19 protein-coding genes are annotated in these 22,224 nt (G+C 65.6%); 11 read left to right on the top strand and 8 right to left on the bottom strand.

From position 1 onward, the window contains the following. Positions 1 to 11 precede the first annotated feature (11 nt). Positions 12 to 683, top strand: a complete 672-nt coding sequence (locus ACG0Z6_RS07080) for a response regulator (protein ID WP_394459891.1) — start codon at positions 12 to 14, stop codon at positions 681 to 683. Beyond that, the gene (locus tag ACG0Z6_RS07075) at positions 683 to 2,203 is read left to right on the top strand and encodes a sensor histidine kinase (RefSeq protein WP_394459889.1); all 1,521 of its coding nucleotides are present in this window, start codon (positions 683 to 685) and stop codon (positions 2,201 to 2,203) included. The genes ACG0Z6_RS07080 and ACG0Z6_RS07075 overlap by 1 nt, the downstream gene beginning before the upstream one ends. Before the next feature lie 20 nt (positions 2,204 to 2,223). Here the strand turns inward: ACG0Z6_RS07075 and rodA are convergent, their stop codons facing one another. The 5 genes from rodA to ACG0Z6_RS07050 all read right to left on the bottom strand — a co-directional run bounded on the left by rodA (position 2,224) and on the right by ACG0Z6_RS07050 (position 8,094). Then, on the bottom strand, positions 2,224 to 3,378 hold the full coding sequence (gene rodA / locus ACG0Z6_RS07070) for a rod shape-determining protein RodA (RefSeq protein ID WP_394459888.1): 1,155 nt from the start codon (positions 3,376 to 3,378) through the stop codon (positions 2,224 to 2,226). After that, complete coding sequence (mrdA, locus tag ACG0Z6_RS07065) at positions 3,375 to 5,429, bottom strand: penicillin-binding protein 2 (protein ID WP_394459886.1); 2,055 nt, start codon at positions 5,427 to 5,429, stop codon at positions 3,375 to 3,377. The genes rodA and mrdA overlap by 4 nt, the downstream gene beginning before the upstream one ends. 24 nt (positions 5,430 to 5,453) lie before the next feature. Further along, positions 5,454 to 5,975: a rod shape-determining protein MreD gene (mreD, locus tag ACG0Z6_RS07060; protein ID WP_394459884.1), complete on the bottom strand. Its 522-nt coding sequence runs from the start codon at positions 5,973 to 5,975 to the stop codon at positions 5,454 to 5,456. Then, positions 5,972 to 6,988 carry a rod shape-determining protein MreC gene (gene mreC / locus ACG0Z6_RS07055; RefSeq protein ID WP_394459882.1) on the bottom strand — a complete coding sequence of 339 codons (1,017 nt, stop codon included), beginning with the start codon at positions 6,986 to 6,988 and terminating at the stop codon, positions 5,972 to 5,974. Before mreC ends, mreD begins: the two co-directional genes overlap by 4 nt. A 62-nt stretch (positions 6,989 to 7,050) precedes the next feature. Then, a complete protein-coding gene (locus ACG0Z6_RS07050) occupies positions 7,051 to 8,094 on the bottom strand; it encodes a rod shape-determining protein (protein WP_394459881.1) in 1,044 nt (347 codons plus the stop codon). Between the two features lie 335 nt (positions 8,095 to 8,429). On the opposite strand from ACG0Z6_RS07050, the gene gatC reads away from it, so the two are divergent. The 3 genes from gatC to gatB are packed head-to-tail and all read left to right on the top strand — an operon-like array spanning position 8,430 to position 11,681. Further along, a complete protein-coding gene (gene gatC, locus ACG0Z6_RS07045) occupies positions 8,430 to 8,729 on the top strand; it encodes an Asp-tRNA(Asn)/Glu-tRNA(Gln) amidotransferase subunit GatC (protein ID WP_394459879.1) in 300 nt (99 codons plus the stop codon). A 7-nt stretch (positions 8,730 to 8,736) separates the two neighbouring features. Beyond that, on the top strand, positions 8,737 to 10,224 hold the full coding sequence (gene gatA, locus ACG0Z6_RS07040) for an Asp-tRNA(Asn)/Glu-tRNA(Gln) amidotransferase subunit GatA (protein ID WP_394459877.1): 1,488 nt from the start codon (positions 8,737 to 8,739) through the stop codon (positions 10,222 to 10,224). An 8-nt stretch (positions 10,225 to 10,232) separates the two neighbouring features. Continuing rightward, complete coding sequence (gene gatB / locus ACG0Z6_RS07035; protein ID WP_394459875.1) at positions 10,233 to 11,681, top strand: Asp-tRNA(Asn)/Glu-tRNA(Gln) amidotransferase subunit GatB; 1,449 nt, start codon at positions 10,233 to 10,235, stop codon at positions 11,679 to 11,681. 51 nt (positions 11,682 to 11,732) lie between these two features. Here the strand turns inward: gatB and ACG0Z6_RS07030 are convergent, their stop codons facing one another. The 3 genes from ACG0Z6_RS07030 to ACG0Z6_RS07020 all read right to left on the bottom strand — a co-directional run bounded on the left by ACG0Z6_RS07030 (position 11,733) and on the right by ACG0Z6_RS07020 (position 15,430). After that, on the bottom strand, positions 11,733 to 12,389 hold the full coding sequence (locus ACG0Z6_RS07030) for a hypothetical protein (RefSeq protein WP_394459873.1): 657 nt from the start codon (positions 12,387 to 12,389) through the stop codon (positions 11,733 to 11,735). Beyond that, positions 12,386 to 13,060 carry an orotate phosphoribosyltransferase gene (gene pyrE, locus ACG0Z6_RS07025; RefSeq protein ID WP_394459871.1) on the bottom strand — a complete coding sequence of 225 codons (675 nt, stop codon included), beginning with the start codon at positions 13,058 to 13,060 and terminating at the stop codon, positions 12,386 to 12,388. The genes ACG0Z6_RS07030 and pyrE overlap by 4 nt, the downstream gene beginning before the upstream one ends. Before the next feature lie 126 nt (positions 13,061 to 13,186). Next, positions 13,187 to 15,430 (bottom strand): TonB-dependent receptor, encoded by a 2,244-nt coding sequence (locus tag ACG0Z6_RS07020; RefSeq protein WP_394459870.1) that lies wholly within the window; start codon positions 15,428 to 15,430, stop codon positions 13,187 to 13,189. A gap of 205 nt (positions 15,431 to 15,635) precedes the next feature. Between ACG0Z6_RS07020 and ACG0Z6_RS07015 the strand changes: the two genes are divergently transcribed. The 6 genes from ACG0Z6_RS07015 to ACG0Z6_RS06990 all read left to right on the top strand — a co-directional run bounded on the left by ACG0Z6_RS07015 (position 15,636) and on the right by ACG0Z6_RS06990 (position 22,167). Beyond that, positions 15,636 to 16,430 (top strand): exodeoxyribonuclease III, encoded by a 795-nt coding sequence (locus tag ACG0Z6_RS07015; protein ID WP_394459868.1) that lies wholly within the window; start codon positions 15,636 to 15,638, stop codon positions 16,428 to 16,430. A gap of 67 nt (positions 16,431 to 16,497) precedes the next feature. Continuing rightward, positions 16,498 to 17,490, top strand: coding sequence for a KpsF/GutQ family sugar-phosphate isomerase (locus tag ACG0Z6_RS07010; protein ID WP_394459866.1), 993 nt, complete (start codon positions 16,498 to 16,500; stop codon positions 17,488 to 17,490). Then, the gene (locus ACG0Z6_RS07005; protein ID WP_394459864.1) at positions 17,487 to 18,074 is read left to right on the top strand and encodes a KdsC family phosphatase; all 588 of its coding nucleotides are present in this window, start codon (positions 17,487 to 17,489) and stop codon (positions 18,072 to 18,074) included. Before ACG0Z6_RS07010 ends, ACG0Z6_RS07005 begins: the two co-directional genes overlap by 4 nt. Beyond that, entirely contained in the window at positions 18,071 to 18,724 is a 654-nt protein-coding gene (lptC, locus tag ACG0Z6_RS07000; protein WP_394459862.1) for an LPS export ABC transporter periplasmic protein LptC, read from the top strand. The genes ACG0Z6_RS07005 and lptC overlap by 4 nt, the downstream gene beginning before the upstream one ends. Next, complete coding sequence (locus ACG0Z6_RS06995) at positions 18,721 to 19,497, top strand: SDR family oxidoreductase (protein ID WP_394459860.1); 777 nt, start codon at positions 18,721 to 18,723, stop codon at positions 19,495 to 19,497. Before lptC ends, ACG0Z6_RS06995 begins: the two co-directional genes overlap by 4 nt. 318 nt (positions 19,498 to 19,815) lie before the next feature. Beyond that, on the top strand, positions 19,816 to 22,167 hold the full coding sequence (locus tag ACG0Z6_RS06990) for a DUF5916 domain-containing protein (RefSeq protein ID WP_394459859.1): 2,352 nt from the start codon (positions 19,816 to 19,818) through the stop codon (positions 22,165 to 22,167). The last annotated feature ends 57 nt before the right edge of the window (positions 22,168 to 22,224 follow it).

The following is a 22,224-nucleotide window of genomic DNA, read 5'->3' as shown; positions in this document are numbered from 1 at the left end:
GGGAAACAAGTATGCGCATCCTGATCGCAGAAGATGACCAAGTTTTGGCCGACGGCCTGTTGCGCACCCTGCGTGCCAGCGGCTATGCCGTGGACCGCGTGGCCAGTGGGACTGAGGCCGATGCCGCCCTGACAGCGCACGAATTTGACCTGCTCATTCTGGACCTGGGTCTGCCCAAGCTGCATGGGCTGGAGGTGCTGAAGAAGCTGCGCGGGCGGGGCTCATCCATGCCGGTGCTCATCCTCACAGCGGCCGACAGCATTGAGGAGCGCGTCAAAGGCCTGGACCTGGGTGCCGACGACTACATGGCCAAGCCCTTCTCGCTGCAAGAGTTGGAGGCGCGGGTGCGTGCGCTGACACGCCGTGGCCTGGGCACTGCCAGCAGCGTCATCAAGCACGGACCGCTGTCTTTTGACGCCACCGGGCGCGTGGCCTATTTGAACGACCAGATGGTGGAGCTCTCTGCGCGCGAGCTGTCCTTGCTGGAGGTGCTGCTGCAGCGCGCCGGGCGTCTGGTGAGCAAAGACCAGCTGGTGGACCGCCTGTGCGAGTGGGGCGAGGAAGTCAGCAACAACGCCATCGAGGTCTATATCCACCGCCTGCGCAAGAAGATTGAGCACGGGCCCATACGCATCGCCACGGTGCGCGGCCTGGGCTACTGCCTGGAAAAGATTCCGGGCTGATGGCCGCCGAGCCCACCCATCGCTCGCTGTTTGGCGAGATCTTGGATTGGATGCTGGCGCCCTTGCTGGTGATTTGGCCCATCAGCGTGGCGCTGACCTGGCTGGTGGCCCAGGGCATTGCCGCCAAACCCTATGACCGCGAGCTGGGCGAAATTGCCCGCTCGCTGGGCCTGCAAGTGGCCGCCGAGTTCACGCGTGTCGGCGCCCGCTCGGGTGAAGGCCGCTACGCGCTGGCGCCCGAAGCTGCGGCCTTGCTGCGCGCGGATGAGTCTGACACGGTGTTCTTCCAGGTGCGAGGCCCCACCGGCGAGCTGCTGGGCGGCGACCGCGCCCTGCCCATCCCCGAAGTCGCCCCCGATCACGCCATCCAGCCCTGGGAGCTGAACTACCGCGATGACGACATCCACAGCGACACGGTGCGTGTGGCCTATTTGTGGGTGGTGCCCGAGGGCATGGCGGGCAGCGATCAGGCGCTGCTGGTGCAGGTGGCCGAAACGCTGGGCAAGCGCTCGCGCCTGACCAACGAAATCATCAAGGGCGTGATCCTGCCGCAGTTCGTCATGCTGCCGCTGGCCGTGCTGCTGGTGTGGTTGGCACTGGCGCGCGGCATTGCGCCACTCAACGAGCTGCAGCGGCGCATACGCTCGCGCGAGAGTGCTGACCTCAGCCCCATCGAAGAAGCGCGCATTCCCGAAGAAGTGGCACCACTGGTGCGCGCCATCAACGATTTGCTGCAGCGCCTGGATTTGTCGCTGCGCACGCAAAAGCACTTTTTGGCCGATGCCGCGCACCAGCTCAAAACGCCGCTGGCCGGGCTGCGCACCCAGGCCGAGCTGGCGCAGCGCGAGATCGACGCGGGCAGCTACTCGCCCGCTGAACTCAAGCGCTCGCTGAAGCACATTGCCTTGTCCAGCCAGCGTGCGGCCCATATGGTGAACCAGCTGCTGGCCATGGCGCGTGCTGAAAACGCCGAACAGCTGCGCCAACGCGAACCCGTCAACCTGGCCGAGCTGGCCATGGAGACGGTGGCCGACTTCTACCCCCGAGCGCGTGAGCGCCAGCAGGACTTGGGCTACGAAGGGCCCACGGCTCCCACGCGCCTACAGGTGCTGGGCCAGCCCTTGCTGGTGCGCGAGCTGATTCGCAACCTGGTGGACAACGCCCTGCTCTACACCCCAGCGGGCGGCACGGTGACGGTGCGGCTGATGGACGACCCCTTCGGGCAGGTGTGCGTGCTGCAGGTGGAAGACAGCGGCCCCGGCGTGGCTGCGGCCGAGCGCGAAAAGATCTTTCAGCCCTTCTACCGGACACTGGGGACCAACGTCGATGGCTCAGGCCTGGGGCTGGCCATCGTGCGCGAGATCGCCCAAGCCCATGACGCCGAGGTCAGCGTGGAAGACGTGCGCGCGCGCCGCAGCGACGAACCCCTGGCCCCGGTGGGTGCGCGCTTTACCGTGCGCTTCCCCGCGCACAACACCAGCACCCCGGCGCAAGAAGCTGACGCGCCCAGCATCGATTGATGCTTTGCCGGAGCTAGGGCTTAGCGCTGCACCGAGCCGCGGCTGCGCGCAATCGACATCAACATGCCCAGCGCCAAACCCAGGCTGACCATGGCCGTGCCACCGTAGCTGATGAAAGGCAGTGGCACGCCCACCACCGGCAAGATGCCGCTGACCATGCCCATGTTCACGAACACATAGGTGAAGAAACTCATGGTGATGGCGCCCGCCAGCAGGCGTCCAAACAGCGTGGGGGCGTCAGAGGCGATGATGAGCCCACGCATGATGAGCGCGGTAAAGCCTGCCAGCAGCGCCATGGCGCCCAGAAAGCCAAACTCCTCGCCAAAGGCCGCGAAGATGAAGTCGGTGGTGCGCTCGGGAATGAACTCCAGGTGGGTTTGCGTGCCCTGCATAAAGCCCTTGCCCGTGAGCCCGCCAGAGCCAATGGCAATTTCGCCCTGGATGATGTGGAAGCCCTTGCCCAGCGGGTCTTTGTGCGGGTCCAGCAGCGTGCAGACCCGGTTCTTCTGGTACTCGCGCATGGGCCATTCAACATCAGGTTGGCAGATCTTTTCCTCGCTCGCCACCAGGGCCGTGATGCCGACCAAGGCCACCACCATGACGGGAATGATGAGCTTCCAGGACAACCCGGCGAAGAAGATGATGTAGAGCCCCGCCCCCAACACCAGCAGCGAAGTCCCAAGGTCAGGCTGTTTGGCCACCAGCATCACGGGCAGGGCCAGCAGCACAAAAGCCACGATGAAATCCAACAAGCGCAGCGAACCCTCGCGGCGCTGGAACCACCACGCCAACATCAGCGGCATGGCGGTTTTGAGCATTTCTGAAGGCTGAAGCGTCACCACCCCCACATCCAGCCAGCGGGTGGCGCCCTTTTTGGTGATGCCAAACAGCGCCACGGCCACCAACAACACCACCCCGGTTACATACAGCGGCACCGCCACGCGCATGAGCTTTTGCGGCGGCACCTGCGCCACCACAAACATCACACCAAAAGCCAGCACGAAATTGCGGGCATGGTCCACAAAGCGCGTGCCGTGGTCATAGCCCGCCGAGTACATGCACAGCAGCCCCACCCCGGTCAGCCAGGCAATGGCCAGCATGAGCGGCCCATCAAAGCCGCGGAAAAAGGGCCGCAGACGCTGCGACAGGCTAGGACCGCTGAGCACCGCACTCATGGGCGAACTCCTGATGCCACACCCGAAGCCGGGGCGGCGGATTTGGCCGCACCAGAGGCGGGCGCAGAGGCGGCCGACGCCGCGCTGGCAGGGGCATCTGCGCCCGGCAGCGGAATGTCGGCCACGCGCCGCGGCACACCCACCGGGGCGGCGCTGCGGCCTTGGCGTGTCAAGGCGATGTCTTCCTCGCTGGGGTAGGTGCCCGTGAGCAAATAGTCGAACACACGCCGCGCGATGGGCGCAGCTGCCGTGGAGCCAAAACCCGCGTTCTCCACAATCACCGCCAGCGCCACGGTGGGCTGGTCCACCGGCGCGAAAGCCACATACCAGGAGTGGTCGCGCTTGCGCTCATCGGCCTTGATCTGGCTGTACTTCTCGCCCTGACGCAAGCCCACAGCCTGGGCCGTGCCGGTCTTGCCGCCGCTCTGGTAGGGCGCCCCCAAAAAGACAGCCTTGGAGGTGCCTTCCAGAGCCACCCCCTGCATGGCGTTGCGAATCACGCGCACATGCTCGGGCTTGTAGACCAGGGGCTCCAGCGCATCACTGGAGAGGCGACGGCGCTCGTTGGTGACCGTATCGACCACCTCCTGCACCAGACGCGGCCGATAGCGCTGCCCACCCGTAGCCAGGGTGGACATGGCCGTGGCCATTTGCAGCACAGTGAAGTTGTTGTAACCCTGGCCAATGCCCAGCGAGATGGTTTCGCCCGCATACCAGCGCTGGTGCTCAGGGCGGCGGAATTTCTTGCGCTTCCAGGCCGTAGAGGGCAAATCCCCCGTGACCTCGCCTTGCAGATCAATCTCGGTCTTGCGGCCAAAGCCAAAGGGTTCAAGCTCGTCGTGGATGAGGTCCACACCCATCTCATTGGCCAGCGAATAGAAGTAGACGTTGGAGGAACTGACGATGGCCGCGCGCATGTCTTTGGGCCCGGGCCGGTCGGACTCGGGGCTGCCAAAAGTGCGGCCGCCAAAGCTGTAGGTCAGGTTGTCCATGATGACGGTGCTGGCGGCACGCTTGCCACTGTGCAACGCCGCCATGGCCATGAAGGGCTTGTAGGTCGAGCCCGGCGGGTAGGTGCCGCGCAGCGCGCGGTTGAGCAGGGGCTTGTCGATGGACTCGTTGAGCTCTTTCCAGCTCTCGACATCAATGCCGTCGACAAAGAGGTTGGGGTCGAAGGTGGGCACGGACACAAAAGCCAGCACCTCGCCGTTGCGCGGGTCCATGGCCACCAGAGCGCCACGGCGCTCGCCAAAGAGTTTCTCTACCAGAGCTTGCAGCTTGACGTCCACCGACAGCACCAGCGTGTTGCCGGGTGTGGGCGAGCGGTGGTCGATGCGCCGCACGGCACGGCCCGCGGCACTGGTCTCCACGCGCTCAAAGCCCGTGGTGCCATGCAGCTCGCGCTCATAAGCTTGTTCCAAACCGAGCTTGCCGATGTATTCGGTGCCGCGGTAGTTGGCCACGTCCTCGTCGCTCCAGTCCTCCATGGCCTTTTTCTCGGCCTGGTTGATGCGTCCGATATAGCCCAGCATGTGGCTGCCCACCTCGCCCAGCGGGTAGTTGCGGAACAGCCGCGCCTTGATCTCCACGCCCGGGAAGCGATAACGCTCGGCGGCAAAGCGCGCCACCTCGGCGTCGGTGAGCTTGGTGCGGATGGGCAAGGACTCGAAATTCTTGCTCTCGTCCATGAGGCGCTTGAAGCGGCGGCGATCGCGCGGCGTGATCTCCAGCACCTCGTTGAGTTCGTCCAGCGTGGCCTCCAGATCGAACACCTTGGAGGGGGTGATCTCCAGCGTATAGGCCGAGTAGTTGCTGGCCAAAATCACGCCGTTGCGGTCTTGAATCAAACCGCGATTGGGCACGATGGGCACCACGGTGATGCGGTTGAGCTCGGCCTGCTCGGCCAAAGCGTCGTGCTGGATGATTTGCAAATACACCAGCCGCGCCACCAGCAGCGCAAAACAAAACAGCACAAAGCCTGCAGCCGCCAGCAGGCGCACGCGAAAGCGCGCCAGCTCCTGATGCAGGTTTTTAAGAACAGTGGTGCTCATGGGCGCGCAAGGGGCATGAGGCGCTCAAAGCGGGCGGTGCGCATCGGGGTCCGGTGCACGGCGCTGCGGCGCCAAAAGCAGCAATGCCGCCAGAGGCCACAGCAAGGCCTCGGCCAGGGGCGCGACAAGACTGGCCCAGCCCGGCCACATGCCGCCCACCATCACCCGCACCACCATGGCCACGACATGGGCCAACACAAACAAGGGCAGCACATGCAGCGCCTGCGCCCCCAGCGTGAACCACAGCAGGCGACGGTGCAGCGCCACCGCGCCAAAGGCCAGCAGGCTGTAGGCCAGCGCGTGCTGACCCAGCAAAGCACCTTGATGGACATCCATCAACAAGCCAAACACAAAGGCCCAGCCCACACCCACGCGGCGTGGCTGGTGCACATTCCAAAACACCAAGGTGATGGCCAGAAAGTCTGGCAGACCCGGCCAGCGCCCCACCGGCACCATATTCATCAGCAAGGCCAAAAACAGGCTGGCACCGATGAACCAGGGGTTGGCAGGCAGCAGCAGCTGGCTGGTGCCACGCGGCATGATCATGGCTTGTGCCCTCCAGGCGCAGAGGCTTTGCCCGCTGCAGCCGAGGCCCCGGGCCGCGCGGCGGTGGCAGCAGCACGGGCCTTGTCGCGAGCCCTGTCGCGGGCATGCAAACGGGCCTGCGCCTCAGAGGCCGCAGCGGCGGCGGCTTCAGCCTTGGTGGCCTCGTGAATGGCCAGTGGCGTGAGCACCAACACATGGCGAGCGGAGTCCGGACGCGAGGTCGGCAGCAGGCGCACGCGGGCAAAGCTGCTGTCGCCACGGCGCTCGACTTCGCTCACCCGGGCCACGGCCAAGTCGCTGGGGTAGATGCCGTCCATGCCGGAGGTGGCGAGCAAATCGCCCACCTGGATGTCGGCATCAGCCGGTGTGAAGCGCAGCTCCATCACGCCACGCTCGCCACCAAACGCCACACCGCGCTGCTGGGTGCGCGTGTTGAGCACGGGGATGGAGGCGTCACGGTCGGAGAGCAAAGTCACCTCGGAAGACAGGGTGTAGACACGCGTGACCTGCCCCAGCACACCACCTTCGTTGACCACCGGTGCGCCGCGCTGCACGCCATGCTTGGAGCCGCGGTCCACCACCACGCGGCGCGAGTAGGCGTCGCCCGACTCGTACAGCACCTCGGCCGATTGCCCCGCCACGGTGAGCGCCTCGCGCAGCGTCAAGAGCTGGCGCAGGCGTTGGTTCTCGGCCTGCAGCTGCGCCGCACGGTTGAGCACCACGGCCTGCTCCGTCAGCTGTTGACGGGCGCGGTCTTCGGCCGCTTGAGCGGCCTCCATGCCCCGCAAATAGCTGCGCAACTGCTCCCAGGCATCCACCGGCCCGAGCAGCGTGCGCTGCAGGGGGTGCAGCACCAGCGCCAGTGCGCTGCGCGCCGGGTCCATCAGTTTGAAGCGGGCGTCGGCCACCATCAGGAACAAGGCCAGAGCCGTGCAGAAGGCCAGTTTGGTCAGCGCCGACGGCCCCTCTCGAAACAGCGGTGGCGGTCGGCGGTCCAGGGTTCCGAGTGGCATCGAAAAGTCTTCAGCCGCAAAAACAAGCGTGTGGGCGGCCGCACGGCCGCCGCAGGGGGGAATTACTCAGACGTGAAGATCGCGCCCAGACGCTCCATGCGTTCCAGCGCCATGCCGCAGCCGCGCACCACGCAAGTCAGCGGGTCTTCGGCCACCAGCACGGGCAGGCCGGTTTCTTCGGCCAGCAGGCGGTCCAAGTCGCGCAGCAGCGCGCCGCCGCCGGTGAGCATCATGCCGCGCTCAGCGATGTCAGCGCCCAGCTCGGGAGGCGTTTGCTCCAGCGCGTTTTTCACGGCCGAGACGATCTGGTTGAGCGGGTCGGTCAGTGCTTCCAGAATTTCGTTGGAAGAGATGGTGAAGCTGCGCGGCACGCCTTCGCTGAGGTTGCGGCCCTTGACTTCCATTTCCTTGACTTCCGAGCCAGGGAAGGCGCTGCCGATGTTCTTCTTGATGGCCTCGGCCGTGGGCTCACCGATCAACATGCCGTAGTTGCGGCGGATGTAGTTGATGATGGCCTCGTCGAACTTGTCGCCGCCCACGCGCACCGAGCCCTTGTAGACCATGCCGCCCAGCGAGATCACGCCCACTTCGGTGGTGCCACCGCCAATGTCGATGACCATGGAGCCCGAAGCCTCAGACACAGGCAGACCTGCGCCGATGGCCGCAGCCATGGGTTCTTCGATCAGGTAGACCTCAGAGGCCCCTGCGCCCAGGGCTGCATCGCGGATGGCGCGCTTTTCCACCTGGGTGGAGCCGCAAGGCACGCAGATGATGATGCGGGGTGAAGGACGCAGCAGCTTGGTGTCGTGGACCATCTTGATGAACTGCTTGATCATCTGTTCGGTCACGACGAAGTCGGCAATCACGCCGTCCTTCATGGGGCGGATGGCTTCGATATTGCCGGGCACCTTGCCCAGCATGGCTTTGGCCTCGTGGCCCACAGCCTGGATGGTCTTCTTGCCGTTGGGGCCACCTTCGTGGCGGATGGCAACCACAGAGGGTTCGTCCAACACCACGCCCTTGCCGCGAACATAAATCAGCGTGTTGGCGGTACCCAGGTCAATGGCGAGGTCGGTCGAGAAATAGCGGCGCAGGGAGGCGAGCATGATCAGTGGTGTGCGCCCGGGCTGTTGCGGCGTCCCCGGCAGCGAACGCCGCAACAGCCCAGGTGGTGGTGATTCGAGTGTTTGGCAATGCATCGGTGCTGCCCCTGGACACAGGCGCGGCACACGTGTTCAGCCCCTATACAGAACGAGGCTGCCATGAGCAGCCCCGACCACAGGAGATAAGCGGAGATAATAACCGAACACCCCTTGCTTCACCCGCTGGGAACCCCCAGTTATACGCTGATTGATGCAGCAAGTGGGGCCAGACATCCACCCCCTTGTTTTCATCGATCCGATTCGATTCGATACCCCCCTGATTTCGGGATACATCCAACATGGCCCTGACCCAAGACGACGTCGGCCGCATGGCCCATCTGGCGCGGCTGGAGCTCTCAGATGCAGAGCGTGCCGCCCTGCTGCCGCAGCTCAACGGCTTTTTCAGCATCGTCGAGCAAATGAGCGCAGTCGACACCAGCGGCGTGGAGCCGCTCTACACGCCGCTGTCGGCCGTGCAAGAGGTGCAGCTGCGGCTGCGTGAAGACGCCGTCACCGAGAGCAACCAGCGCGAACTCAACCAACGCAGCGCTCCGGCCGTCGAAGACGGCTTGTTCCTGGTCCCCAAGGTCATTGAGTGATACCCCGATGAAACCTTTGCATGAAATGGGCGTGGCCGACCTGGGCCAGGCACTGCGCGCCAAGCGCATCTCCAGCACCGAATTGACGCAAGCCCTGCTCGCGCGCGCCACTGCGGCAGCCGATTTGGGCGCTTTCCTGCACCTGGACAGCGAGGCCGCACTGGCCAGCGCCAAAGCCGCCGATGCGCGCTTGGTCGCTGGTGACAGCAGCGCGCTGCTGGGCGTGGCCTTGGCGCACAAAGACATCTTTGTGACCGCCGACATGCCCACCACCGCGGGCTCCAAGATATTGGCCGACTACCGCAGCCCCTTTGACGCCACCGTGGTGGCGCGACTCAAGACGGCGGGCGCGGTGAGCTTGGGCAAGCTCAACTGCGACGAGTTCGCCATGGGCTCGGCCAACGAGAACAGTGCCTACAAGCCTGTGGCCAACCCCTGGGACCGCCAGCGCGTGCCCGGTGGCTCTTCGGGTGGCTCGGCCGCTGCCGTGGCGGCACGGCTGCTGCCAGCCAGCACGGGCACAGACACGGGTGGCTCCATCCGTCAGCCCGCGAGCTTTTGCGGCATCACCGGCATCAAGCCCACCTACGGCGTGTGCAGCCGCTTTGGCATGATCGCCTTTGCCTCCAGCCTGGACCAAGCCGGCCCCATGGCCCGCTCGGCCGAAGACTGCGCCCTGCTGCTGTCGGCCATGAGCGGCTTTGACGAGCGTGACGCCACCAGCGTGCAGCAGCCGCCGCAAGATTTCCACGCGCAAATGCTCGCCGCACGCGAGGGCGCCACGGCGGCCCAGCCGCTCAAGGGCCTGCGCATCGGCCTGCCACGCGAGTTCTTCCCTGAGGCCCTGAGCGAGGACGTGCACCGCGCCGTGCGCGCCAGCCTGGCGGAGCTGGAAAAGCTCGGCGCCACGCTGGTGGACGTGAGCCTGCCGCGCACCGAGCTGGCCATTCCGGTCTACTACATCATTGCCCCGGCCGAAGCCAGCTCCAACCTGAGCCGCTTTGACGGCGTGAAGTTCGGGCACCGCGCGGCGCAATACCAAGACCTGCTGGACATGTACAAAAAGACCCGCGCCGAAGGCTTTGGCGCCGAGGTCAAGCGCCGCATCATGATCGGCACCTATGTGCTGAGCCATGGCTACTACGACGCCTACTACCTGCAGGCGCAGAAGCTGCGCCGCATGATCGCGGACGACTTCCAGCAAGCCTTCCAGCACTGCGATGTGATCGCCGGCCCGGTGGCCCCCACCGTGGCGTGGAAGGCCGGTGAAGGCGCGGACGACCCGGTCAAAGCCTATCTGGCCGACATCTTCACCCTGCCCGCCTCGCTGGCGGGCCTGCCCGGCATGAGCGTGCCTGCGGGCTTTGGCGAAGGCGGCCTGCCCGTGGGCCTGCAGCTCATCGGCAACTACTTCAAGGAAGGCCAGCTGCTGCACGCCGCACACGCCCTGCAGCAAGCCACCGACTGGCACACCCGCGCACCGTCCGGAGTCTGACAACGACCATGAGCACCAGCACTTTGATTCGCGGCTACGAAGTCGTCATCGGCCTGGAAAACCACGTCCAGCTCTCGACCGATTCGAAAATCTTCAGCGGCAGCTCCACCGCCTTTGGCGCTGCCCCCAACACCCAGGCCAGCGCTGTGGACCTGGCCCTGCCCGGCACCCTGCCCGTGCTCAACCGCGGTGCGGTGGAGCGCGCCATTCGCTTCGGCCTGGCCGTGGGTGCCAAGGTGGCGCCGCTGTCCATCTTCGCGCGCAAAAACTACTTCTACCCCGACCTGCCCAAGGGCTACCAGATCAGCCAGTTCGAGATCCCCGTGGTGCAAGGCGGCACGGTGGACTTCTTCGTGGGCGACACGAAAAAGACCGTGCGCCTGACGCGCGCCCACCTCGAAGAAGACGCGGGCAAGAGCCTGCACGAGGACTACCACGGCATGAGCGGCATCGACCTCAACCGTGCCGGCACGCCGCTCTTGGAAATCGTCTCCGAGCCCGACATCCGCAGCGCCCAGGAAGCGGCCGAATACGCCAAGACCCTGCACGCGCTGGTGATGTGGTTGGGCATTTGCGACGGCAATATGCAAGAGGGGAGCTTTCGCTGCGACGTCAACGTCTCGGTGCGCAAACCCGGCCAGCCCCTGGGCACGCGGCGCGAGATCAAAAACCTCAACAGCTTCCGCTTCCTCGTCGACGCGGTGAACTTCGAGGTGAACTGGCAGATCGACCAGATCGAAGACGGCCTGCCCATCCAGCAAGCCACCGTGCTCTACAACCCCGACACGGGCGAGACGCGCGCCATGCGCAGCAAGGAAGACTCGGCCGACTACCGCTACTTCCCCGACCCCGATCTGCCGCCGCTCATGATTGGTGCGGACTGGGTGCAGCGCGTGCGGGACAACATGCCCGAGCTGCCCAGTGTGATGGTCAAGCGCTTCATCGAGACCGACGGCCTGCCCGAATACGACGCCACCATGATGACGCAAAGCCTGGCCACGGCGCGCTACTACGAGGCGGCCAAGGCCGCCGGTGCGGCGCCCAAGTTGGTGGCCAACTGGGTGATGGGTGAAATCAGCAAGCGACTCAACAGCGAAGGGCTTGAGATCAACGCCGCCCCCGTGAGCGCCGAGACACTGGCCCGACTGATTGCGCGCATCAGCGACGGCACCATCTCCAACAACGGCGCCAAGCAGGTGTTCGAAGCGCTGTGGTCGGGTGAGGGCCATGAGGTCGACACCATCATTGCTGCCAAGGACCTGAAGCAGTCCAACGACACCGGCGCCATTGAGGCCATCCTGGACGAGGTGCTGGCTGCGAATCAGAAGTCGGTGGACGAGTTCCGCGCAGGCAAGGACAAAGCCTTCAATGCGCTGGTGGGTCAGGCCATGAAGGCCACCAAGGGCAAGGCCAATCCGGCTCTGGTCAACGAGCTGCTGAAGAAGAAACTCGGCTGAGCCAGACCCAGCGGCGGCGCGGGCCAGAGCCACGCGCCGCTGTGGGGCGGCTTACTTGGTGGAGCCCGGGCGCTCGCCCGCCCAAAGTCGGCGCAGGCGCGCCAACTCGTCGTCGTAGAACTTGGTCAGGCGCTGGATTTCAGTGCGCTGGTTGTCCTGCAGCAAGCGCAATGCCTCTTGCGCAGCCTCGTTGGCCGACAGCTGCTGCTTGAGCGTCGCAGGCATTTCCTTGCCCTTGTAGAACTCGGCCTCAGAGGCCAATCTCTTGTATTCCTTGGTCAGCTCCGCCACACGCAAGCCCGATTTGGCGTAGGACTTTTGAATGTCATCCATGCCGCTGGTTCTGGCCTTTTGGTGTGCCGCTTCGTTGGGGTAGCGACTGAGCAAATTGCGGTCGCGGCGCACGGCATCGGCCTGCGCGGCGTTGTCCAACTCCTGACGCAAGCGTCGCGCGTCAAGTTGGGACTTTTCTTCCAGTGACGGCGTAGGCGGCACGATGCGCTGCACCGACCCGTCGGCGCGGTGCAGGCGCTGCTCACGCTCCTGGCATTCGGCAATGGGCCGATCGGAGGAGAGACGGCGCCCATCTGCGGTGATGCAGGAATAGATCTTGCCCACGCTGGCTGGCTCACGGTCGCGTGCCTGTGCCCAGCCCGAGGGGGCCAGCACCACCAAAGCCAAAAAGGCCAGCGCCGGGCACCCACTCATACGCCGTACCGGTCGCGATAGGCTTGCACGGCTGCAGCATGTGCCGACACTTCAGCGTCGCCTGTGGTGTTGAGGTACTGCAAGAGGTCCGTCAGGCCGGCAATGGCCACCACGGGCAGTTTGAGCTGCTGCTCCACATACTGCACCGCCGACCAGGGCAGCTCTTTGCCGTTCTCGGCGGCCTTTTCCTGACGGTCCAGTGCGATGGCCACGCCGCAGGCCGTGGCACCCGCGCCCTGAATCATGGCGATGGACTCACGCACCGACGTGCCCGCGGAGATGACATCGTCGATGACCAGCACGCGGCCGCGCACTGGCGCGCCCACCAGCGTACCGCCCTCGCCATGGTCTTTGGCTTCCTTGCGGTTGTAGGCGTAGGGTTTGTTGTGGCCGAGCCGAGCCAGCTCCATGGACACCGCCGCGGCCAGGGTGATGCCCTTGTAAGCGGGGCCAAAAATCATGTCGAACTGCAGACCCGAGGCCAGCAAGCGCTGCGCGTAGAACTGCGCCAGTCGCAGCAGTTTGGCGCCGTCGTCAAACAGCCCGGCATTGAAAAAATAGGGGCTTTGGCGTCCGGCCTTGGTGGTGAACGCGCCAAAGCGCAACACCCCCGCGGCATGCGCGAATGCGACGAAATCCTGCCCGAGTTGCTTGTGTACTGCTGTGCTCATGCTGTCGTTAGGGGCGAGAGTGCCCCGTGAATGTCGCTGGATTTTAGGCATGCGCCGCACACCCGCCCCTTACTTGAGGGAGCGAGTGTGCCTGCATGCATGTCTATTTGTCCCGGCAAGCAGGGCTTAGAACAGGGCCTTGAACTGCACGCCGACGCTGCGCGGGTCGTTGATGAAGCCCGTGAGGTTGTTGAAGTCGATGCCGCCGGTCACGCGCACTTGGTTGGTGATGTTGCGCACAAAGGCGGCGGCCTCGTACTTGCCGTTGTTCCACACATAGCCCGCACGCAGCCCGCCTTCGGTGAGGGACTTGCCGGTGTACTCGACCGAGTCGTACAGGAAGAAGCTGACCTTGCTGCGGTATGCCCAGTCGGTGTAGACGTAGAACTCGTTGCCGTCGGCGGTGGGGATGGTGTAGCGGGCCGTGATGTTGCCCACCCACTTCGGCGCGTTGGGCAGCGAGTTGCCGTCGATCAACACCGTGGGCGAGAACTTGAACACCGCAGGGTTGGCCGGCGTGATGATGGGGTCACGCAAGGTGCAGCCATTGCCGCAGGCTTCAACTTGCAGCGCGCCGTCCTTGAAGCGCGTGCTGTTGTAGCTGCCACCCAGGGTCAGCAGCAGGTTCTCCACCGGCAGCAGTTCGAGGTTGAACTCCAGGCCGTGGCCTTGGGTCTGCTTGGCGTTGATCAGCCGGTTGGCGTTGTTGCCGCCACCCACCGCGGTGAGCTGCTGGTTCTTGATGACGTAGCTGAATGCAGCGGCCGACAGGCGCGCGCGGCGGTCCCAGAACTCCGACTTGGCGCCCAACTCAAAAGAGCGCACGTCCTCGGGCTTGGCCAGAGACTGCGGATTGAACTCCGCAGCGGGCTGGATGGACGAGGCACGGAAGCCCGTGGCAAAGCGCGCGTAGACATTGCTGTCCTTGTCCAGCGCATAGCTGGCCGAGGCGTCCCAGTTCCACTTGGCGTCATCGGTGTGGGCACGGGTGCCCGCTTGAGACTGCAGTCGGGCGGTGTTGGTGGAGGTGGTCAGCAAGTCCTTTTTGTCCTGCGTGTAACGCAAGCCCCCGCGCAACTTGAAGCGCGAGCTCAGGTCGTAGTTGACCGAGCCAAACACCGCCCAGGCCTTGTTGGTCTGCTCGCTGCTGGTGGTCAGCGGGCTGAGGTGGTCCTTGCCCTCCATGGTGTAGCGCTCGTCAAAGAGGTAGAGCCCACCTTGCCAGCGCAGTGCGCCAGTGGCGGCCGACTCCAGACGCAGCTCCTGGCTGAGCTGGCGGTGGCCGCGCAGGGCGTCCGAAGTCTCGACCGAGAAGGGAATGAAGCCCGGGCCCATGGGCAGCTTACCTGCGTTGCCAAAGCCCCCATCGATGTCGCCACGGCTGAAGGGCTGCACCGTCTCGATGCCGGTGATGGCGTGCAAGGTCACATCGCCCAGGTTCCACTTCAGGCGGGCGCTGCCACCGGTGGCCGAGAGCTGCTGCTCGTTGATGCCGTCGATGGACATGCGGGCCGGGTCAAAGCCATCCACCAGATCGTTCGTACCGGGCTTGATGATGTTGGCGCGGAACAGGCGCGGCGAGCCCTTGAGCTCGCGGTTGTGCACATTGAACAGCGCGCTGAAGGTCTTGCTCGGCTCGTACAGGGCCTGCAGGCGCACGGCACGGTCGTTGTAGCCCTCGGTCTCCTGCGTGCCCGTGCTCTGTGTGTTTTTCACCCAGTCGTCGCGGTGCTGCACCTGTGCGGACAGGCGCGCAGACCAATCGCCACCCAGGGGCAGATTGAACGCACCTTCGGCGCTGGCCGTGTTGTGCTGACCCCAGGACAGGCTGAGGTAGCCGTCCTGGCGCTTGGAGGGTTTGACGGACTCAAACTTCACCACGCCAGCGGGCGTGTTGCGGCCAAAGAGGGTGCCTTGCGGCCCGGCAATGACTTCCACCGAGCGCACATCAAACACCGGGAAGCCCTTGAGGATGGGGTTCTCCTGCACCACGTCGTCATAGACCAAGGACACCGGCTGCGAGGCATTGAGGCGGAAGTCGGTGTTGCCATAGCCGCGGATGTAAAAGCGCGGGAAGGCACGGCCGAAGGACGACTCGATGTTCAAGCTCGGCACGCGGCCCGAGAGGAAGCGCACATCCTGACCGCCAGAGGCCAGCACATCGAGCTTCTCGCCCGAGATAGCCGACACGGCGTTGGGCACATCTTTGATGTTCTCGACGCGGCGCTCAGCCGTGATGACCACGGACTGCAGCACGTTTTTGTCGGGTTGAGGTGCAGCATCCTGCGCCAGCACGGGGAAAGACAGCGCGGCCAGGCTGGCAGCCAAAACAGCGCGGCGCGGTGCGCGCACAGAGCTTGCTCGCTTCATTGCGGACTCCAAAAGGCAAACGCCATCCGGCACCCTCTGCGGGTCGGGACGGCGTGAATTGAGGGGGTGCCCGGAATCTAGCAAGAGCATCGCCTTGTCGCCTAAACATAGCCAAGGTAGATGATCAGATGTTGGCAAAAAGCACCACTTCAAGCAGCTGACATGCGCTGCGATACTGCGCCCTCACCGAACTTCGCCCCCGCCCATGCGCTTCATCACACTCAACCTCAACGGCATCCGCTCCGCCACCACCAAGGGTGCTTTTGACTGGCTGAACACCCAAAACGCCGACGCGCTGGGCGTGCAAGAGCTCAAGGCCCAGGACGACGTGGTGGGCGCGCAGTTCGCGCAATGCGGCGACTTGCAGGGCCACTTTCACTACGCCGAGAAAAAAGGCTATTCGGGTGTGGGGCTCTACACCCGCGAGACACCCAGCGATGTGCGCATCGGCCTGGGCTGCGACGAATTCGATGCCGAAGGCCGCTGGGTGGAAAAGCGCTTTGACAAACCCGGGCGCAAGCTCTCGCTGATCAGCTGCTACTTCCCCAGCGGCTCCAGCGGCGAGGACCGCCAGGCCGCCAAATACCGCTTTTTGGACCTCATGGCACCGCACCTGCAGGCCCTGCGCCAGGAGCGCGAATTCATCCTGGTGGCCGACGTCAACATCGCCCACAAAGAAGCCGACCTGAAGAACTGGAAAGGCAACCTCAAAAACAGCGGCTTTCTGCCAGAAGAACGCGCCTGGATGAGCCGCTTGCTCGACCCCGCAGACGGCGGCCTGGTGGACGTCTACCGCACCCTGCACCCCGACACCACCGACGAGTGCTACACGTGGTGGAGCAACCGCGGCCAGGCCTACGCCAAGAACGTGGGCTGGCGGCTGGACTACCAAATCGCCACCCCTGCCCTGGCCGCCACAGCGCGCCACTGCGCCATCTACAAAGACCAGAAGTTCAGCGACCACGCACCGCTGGTGGTGGATTACGACTTCCAGCTCTGAGCGCAGCACCCGCCCGCAGCAGCGGGCGCTACCCTGCGCCCAAGGCCCCGTCGATATACTGCCCGGGATGAGTTCCAGCCGTACATCTTTTGACCCGCAACGCGCCCTGCTGATGGCGCGCGAGGCCCTATCCATCGAAGCGCGCGCGCTCTCCGAGCTGGGCCCGCGCCTGGATCAGCACTTCGCCAACGCCGTGGCTGCAGTGCTGCATTGCACGGGACGCGTGGTGGTCATGGGCATGGGCAAAAGCGGCCATGTGGGCCGCAAGATTGCCGCCACCCTGGCCTCCACGGGCACGCCCGCGATGTTTGTTCACCCCGCGGAAGCCAGCCATGGCGACTTGGGCATGGTCACCACCAAAGACGTGGTGCTGGCGCTGTCCAACTCCGGTGAAAGCGACGAGCTCAACGCCATCCTGCCCGTGCTCAAACGCCTGGGCGTGTGCATCGTGGCCATGACGGGCAAGGCCGACTCCAGCCTGGCCCAGCACGCCAACCATGTGCTGGACAGCCGCGTGGCACAGGAAGCCTGCCCGCTCAACTTGGCACCCACCGCCAGCACCACCGCGCAGATGGCGCTGGGCGACGCGCTGGCCGTGGCGCTGCTGGACGCACGCGGCTTCAAGCCCGAAGACTTCGCGCGCTCCCACCCCGGCGGCTCGCTGGGCCGCAAGCTGCTCACCCATGTGCGCGACCTCATGCGCAGCGGCGAAGCCCTGCCCTGCGTCAGCGCGGACTGCAGCTTCACCGACATGATGCGTGCCATGTCCGCCAAGGGCATGGGCCTGGCCATCGTGGTCGACGCGCAGCAGCAGGTGCTGGGCGTGTTCACCGATGGCGACCTGCGCCGCCTCATCGAGCGCGGTCAAGACCTGCGCCAGCTCTGCGCCGGGGATGTCATGTCCAGTCAGCCCAAGCGCGTGCGCCCCGACGCGCTGGCCGTGGATGCCGCCGACCTCATGGAAGACGCACGCATCACCGTGGTGCTGGTGTGCGAAGACGACGGCACGCTGCTGGGTGCCATCCACATCAACGACCTGATGGCCGCCAAAGTCATATGAGCCTGCGCCCCGCTTTGCAATTTGCACCCGAGCTGCTGTTGCGCGCTCAGGGCGCAGCCCTGGGCCTCAAGGCCGCCATCTTTGATGTGGACGGTGTGCTCACCGACGGACGCATCTACATCGGCGAGAGCGGCGAGAACTTCAAAGCCTTCTCCACGCTGGACGGCCACGGCCTGAAGCTGCTGGCCGAAGGCGGCATCACGCCCATCATCATCACCGGGCGCGACTCGCCAGCAGTGCGCCGCCGCGTGGCCGATCTGGGCCTGCGCCATGCCGCCTACGGCGCGCGTGACAAGCTCGCCGCTGCCGCACCGCTGCTGGCCGAGCTGAAGCTGCAGTGGCAGGAGCTGGCAGTGATGGGCGACGACTGGCCCGACCTGCCGCTCATGACGCGCGCTGCCTTTGCCTGCGCTCCGGCCCAGGCCCATGCCGAAGTGCGCGCCATCGCCCACCACATCACCACAGCCCCCGGCGGCCACGGCGCGGCGCGTGAGCTCTGCGACTTGCTGCTCATGGCCAATGGCCAATACCAGCGCCTGCTGCACAGCCATATGGTGACGCTGGACGGAGGCACGGCCGGATGACGCAGCGCTGGCTGCCCTGGGTGTGGCGCGTACAGACCTGGCTGGCGAACTATGTGCCCCTGCTGCTCATGGCCGCGCTGGCGGCACTCACCTGGTGGTTGATCAAGAACACCCCACTGCTCGCCCCTGCGGGCGAAAAGCTGCCACCGCGCCACATCCCTGACTACACCATGGAAGGCTTTGAGCTCAGCCGCTTCGACAAAAGCGGCCAGCTGCGCGCGCAAGTGCTGGGCAAAGCCATGCGCCACTACCCGGACACCGACACCTTTGAGCTCGACGGCGTGACGCTGCGCGCGCACGGCAACAGCGGCGAGCTGACCTTGGTGGATGCGCAGCGCGCCGAGTCCAACGGCGACGGCAGCGAGCTGGTGCTGCGCGGCCAGGTGCAGGTGCGGCGCTTTGAGCGCGATGCCCAAGGTCGGCTGCGCCCGCTCCCGGCGATGGAGCTCCACAGCGAGCACCTCGTGGCCTACGTGAAACAAGACCGCCTGGTGGCCGAGCAACGTGCCACCTTGCGCCTGCCCGGTGGCGAACTCTCGCTCAGCCGTTTCGACTACCAGCACCGCAGCGGCGTGCTGCAGTTCAGCGGCCTCACACGCGGCCGCATTGAAGCGGCCGCCCGGCGCGGCGCACTCAAGGTCAGCCCATGAACCCCTTGGTCTACATCACCGGCGCTTCCAGCGGCATTGGCCAGGCCCTGGCCTTGCGCTACTACCAGGCGGGCTACGCGCTGGCGCTGGTGGCGCGGCGCGAGGAGCTGCTGCGCAGCTGGATGCATGAGCAAGGCCTGGACCCGAGCCGTGTGCAGCTCTACCCCGCTGATGTCTGCGACATCGAGGCCATCACGCGGGCCGGACATGAGTGCATGGCACGCCAAGGCCTGCCTGATGTGGTGATTGCCAACGCCGGCATCAGCATCGGCGTGGACACCGCGCACTTTGAAGATTTGGCCGTGATGCAGCGCGTCTACGCCACCAACAACCTGGGCCTGGCCGCCACCTTCCAGCCCTTCATCGCCCCCATGTGCGAGCGCCGCAGCGGCACGCTGGTGGGCATTGCCAGCGTGGCTGGCATTCGCGGCCTGCCCGGCCACGGCGCCTACTGCTCCAGCAAGGCCGCCGTCATCAGCTACTGCGAAAGCCTGCGCGGCGAATGCCGCCCACAGGGCGTGCGCGTCGTGACGCTGGCACCGGGCTATATCGACACGCCGCTGACGCGCGAGAACCGCTATGCCATGCCGTTTTTGATGTCGCCCGAGTCCTTTGCGCAGCAGGCCTTCAAGACCATTGCTGCGGGCTGCAGCTACCGCGTCATTCCCTGGCAGATGGGCGTGGTGGCGCGCTTGCTGCGCCTGCTGCCCAATGCCGTGTTTGACCGCGCGCTGCAAGGCCGCGAACGCAAGCACCGCGGCAGCGGGCACTGACCGCTGAGGCGCGCGTCGCGCACAAACCCGCGAACCAAGCACTCCCTGCCAAGGCCCTGCTGCACTACACTGCGGCGCTTCGTGCTCCCCATCGGCAGCCACCTCCTCGGTCGAAAAAGGGAGTTCAACATGGTCAAGGTCCTCCACCCCTGCTAGGTTTGGCCCACGCGCCAAACACCTACCCTACCTGCCCGCGCCCAGCGCGCCGGACGGGCTGTTGACACCCTGCTGTTTGCAGCGCCTGCTGCGGCTCACTGAATGCCTGGCATCAGTATTTGCCGCGCAAGTCAGCGCCTGCAAAGCTTTTCTGACACCAACATGTTGATCTCAAGTTCCGCATGGGCGCAGTGGCGCGCGCATGGCTGTGCCGCTCTGGCGCTGTGGACCCTCAGCACAAGCCCGGTCTGGGCCGACACCGCTGTGGACGCCAGCGCCGTCCAGGCCCTGAGCATCACCGGGGCCGCGCCGCGCATTGACGGCAAGCTCGACGAAGCCGCCTGGCGCAAGGCCCCGCTGCACGAGCACTTTGTGGAGCTCCATCCCGTGGAGCGCTCCAACGCCCGCTGGCGCACCACGGTGCAAGTGCTGGCAACCGAGGACGCCCTGGTCTTTGGCATCCGCGCCTGGGACCCCTCGCCCGAGCTGCTGCGCGCGCCCCTGGTGCGGCGCGACCACATCACCGGCGGGCACGACCACATCGCCGTGTTCCTGGACCCCAGCGGCGCCCGTCGACACGCTCAGTTTGTGCGCGTCAGCGCCAGCGGCGTGCTGGCCGACGGAGTGTTCAGCGCCCAGGACGATGAAGAAGACTACGCCGCCGACTTCGATGTCCAAGCCGCCGTGCAGCGCCTGTCCGATGGCTACAGCGTGGAACTGCGCTGGCCACTGTCCCAGCTGCGCCACCCGCCCGCGGGCCAAGCGCCCTGGCGCATGATGGTGTTGCGCCGCATTGCCCGTGACGATGCGCCCCTCCTGGTCAGCGTCCCGCTCACGCAGTCAGCGCTGAGTTTTCTGTCCGAGCTCGCCCCCATCACCGGATTGGACGAGTGGCAAGCGCAAGCCGCCCAGCACCAATTCGTGCAATGGCGCCCCGAGTTGACCTGGCGCCGCCAGCGCCAGACCGACGCACACCAGCCCTCAGCCCCTTTTCAGCAAAAGGTGCAGCTGGGCATGAATGTGAAGTGGCAACCGCGCAGCGACTGGGTCTTGGACGCCACCCTCAAGCCCGATTTCTCGCAAGTCGATCAGGACCAGCCTCAGCTCAGCGCCAACACCCGCTTCGCGCTGTTCCAGCAGGAAAAGCGCCCGTTCTTCCTGGAAAGCCAGGAGCTCACCGGGCAAGCCCCCACCGACCCCGATGACAACCCGCGCGGCCTGGCGGGCTTTTACTCGCGCGCCATCACCCAGCCCGATTGGGGCCTGCGTGCGAGCTGGCGCGGCGCCCGCAGCCAGGCCACTGCCATGAGCCTGCGCGATCAGGGCGGCGGCATCGTCCTGCGTCCCAGCGCCTACAGCACGCGCAACATCCCGCAGGACCTGCCCTCGCAAGCCAGCTTCGCGCGCGTCCACCATCAATGGAGCCCAAGCTGGGACAGCGCCGCGCTGCTGTCCCACCGCGACTATCTGCACGGCCGCGCCAACAGCGTGCTGGGCACGAGCCTGAGCGTCCAGCCCGGCAGCAACGCCATGCTGCGTGCTCAGTCCCTGTGGTCACGCACCAGCGTCGCCTTTGACGATGAAGGCCGCGGCCAGCCACAAAGCCCGCAGCTGGGCCACCGCCTGTGGCTGCAAGGGCGCCAGCGGCTGGACGCATGGACGGGGGAAGTCAACCTCGAGCGCATCAGTGCCGGCTTTGCCAACGACAACGGCTTCGTACCCCAGTCCGGCGTGCTGCGCCAGGAGCTCAATCTCGAGCGCAAGCTGGAGCCTCCCGCCTGGCCCGAGCACTGGCCGCTGTGGCCCATCCACGCCGCAGGCTGGGTGACCGATTGGACCCAGGTGCGCACCCTGGACGACCCCGTCCACCAAGTGCGCGGCGGCGAGCGCGTCAGCCAAGTGCTGAGCACCGGCATCTGGATGGAGTCAAAGCACCAGTCGGAGTTCTGGGTGTTCCACGACTGGAAACCCCAGCGCGTGCAGCACCAGGGCCAACTCCACGCCGCCAACAGCTGGGTGGTCGGTTTCAAAATCAGTCCCAGCGATTGGCTCTCACCGCTGGAGCTGACGTGGTCGAGCGGGCGGCACTTGGACGTCGATGCCGACCGACTCGGGCGCGGCCAAACCCTCTCGCTGAGCGGCCGTGTCTTTGCCAGCCTGCCAGGCGGCTGGGGCTTGGAGTGGGAACCCCTGCTCTCAGCCAGCCGCATTCTGCACAGCGACGGTGCAAGCCTGCGCGAATGGACCGGCCAATCCATGGCCGTGCTGCACATGAGCCCACGCGACACCCTGCGCCTGCTCTGGCAGGGCGGGCAAGCGCAGCGGCGCGGCGGCGGCACTCAACGCGAGCCCAGCCCTTTTGAGGAGCGCCACCACGGCCTGTCGCTCATGCTGCAGCACCGGCGCAGCCTGGGCGAGGTGTTCAGCCTCGGCTGCCAGCGCCAAGGCGCACAGCCCGACGCGCAGCGCAGCTGGGAGTGTTTTGCCAAGCTCTCGGTCGAGCACTGGCAGTAAAACAAATCGGGGCTGCCCGCTGCAGCCCCAATAAAAAAGGCACCCGAAGGTGCCTCG

It is taken from the genome of Roseateles rivi (assembly GCF_043555845.1).
Lineage (GTDB): Bacteria > Pseudomonadota > Gammaproteobacteria > Burkholderiales > Burkholderiaceae_C > Roseateles > Roseateles rivi.
Note: the sequence above shows the minus strand (reverse complement) of the source record. Positions and strands in the feature narration are given on the sequence as shown.